General features: G+C 69.9%; 1 protein-coding gene. It reads right to left on the reverse strand.

All coding sequences use genetic code 11. From position 1 onward, the window contains the following. Positions 1–37: 37 nt before the first annotated feature. Entirely contained in the window at positions 38–1513 is a 1476-nt protein-coding gene (locus NS283_RS17915; RefSeq protein ID WP_058598199.1) for an APC family permease, read from the reverse strand. Between the last annotated feature and the right edge of the window lie 56 nt (positions 1514–1569).

Raw genomic sequence — 1569 nt, forward strand, 5'->3', positions numbered from 1 at the left:
GACGGATGCCGCGGCGCCGAGGCCGCGGCATCCGGAATCACCCGGCGATGGCGTCGGTGAGCTTGGCGTAGGCGGCGGGTCGGCGACGGCGGATCCAGGCGGCCTGGACGTACCCGAACGCGGGGACCGCGACCACGAGGGCGAGCAGGGCCCACGTGACGGCGCCGAAGGTGGGTGCACCCTCGGCATCGACGTCGCCGACCATCACGGGGAAGTACGCGACGATCACGACGGCCGAGATCGCGAGCCCGACGAAACCCAGGGCCGGAGCGATCACCGTGTTCCACGGGCGCCGGTCCTGCCGATTGCGGGTGAAGTAGACGATCACGGCGATCGAGGTCACCGCCATCAGCACGACGATGGCGACGGTGGCGACGCCGGAGAGCCAGGTGAACACCTGCAGCAGGGGGTCGAGTCCGAGCAGGGCGAACGCAGCGAGGAGGACGCCCGCGGTAGCGGTCTGCACGAGCGAGGACACGTGCGGCGAGAGGTGGCGCGCGTGCACACCGGACACCGAGTCGGGGAGGACTCCGGCGGTCGACATCGCGTGCTGGTAGCGCGTCAGGACGTTGTGGAACGACAGCACGCACGCGAACATCGACGTCAGCAGCAGCACGTTCACGACGACTTCGCCGACCGTGCCGAGGTAGATCGCCACGGTTCGCAGCATCAGGGTCGCGGGGTTCTCCGCGGCGGCGGCCAGGACGCCGTTCGGACCCCAGGCCATCACGAGCCCCCAGGTCGAGAGCGTGTAGAACACTCCGATGCCGATGACCGCGCCGTAGGTCGCCCGGGGGATCGTGCGGTCGGGGTCGCGCGCCTCGTCGCGGAAGATCGCGGTGGCCTCGAAGCCGATGAACGCGGCGATCGCGAACATCAGCCCCACTCCGGGCGAGCCGCTCGCGATGTTCGCGGGCTCGAAGGGTGCGAGGCTCAGTCCTTCCGGACCGCCGTTCACGACCACCGCGCCGACGAGGACGAGGACGATCGCGACCTCCGCGATGAGGAGGATGCCGAGCACCTTGCTGGACAGGTCGATGTGGCGGTACCCCAGCACCCCGACCAGGGCGACGGTGGCGAGCGCGTACAGCCACCACGGGAGGTCGGGTCCGCCCACCGACACGACGGTGATCTCGAGCAGGTAGCCGACGTACCCGTACACCGCGACCTGGATCGTCGTGTAGGTCAGGATGGCGGTCCATGCCGCAGCCAGGCCGGACGGGCGTCCCAGCCCGTAGCCGATGTAGGTGAAGAAGGCGCCGGGGCGGGGCACGTGCCGCGTCATGGCTGCAAGCCCGACGGCGAACAGCAGCAGGATGACGGCGCTGACGGCGTACAGAGCGGGGTAACCCACCCCGTTTCCGATCAGGATGCCGAGGGGTCCGGCGCCGCCGACGACGGTGAGCGGCGAGGCGGCGGCGACCACCATGAAGATGATCGCCGTGACACCGAGGGAGCCCTGCAACGTCCGCTTCGCCGACGTCGCCACTCCCTTCGACTCGAGCTGGGTCATGTGGGTTCCTCCGGGATTCGGGTGGGACGGGATTCGGGTGGGACGGGATTCGGGTG

This window comes from Microbacterium testaceum (genome assembly GCF_001476285.1).
Taxonomy (GTDB): domain Bacteria; phylum Actinomycetota; class Actinomycetes; order Actinomycetales; family Microbacteriaceae; genus Microbacterium; species Microbacterium testaceum_B.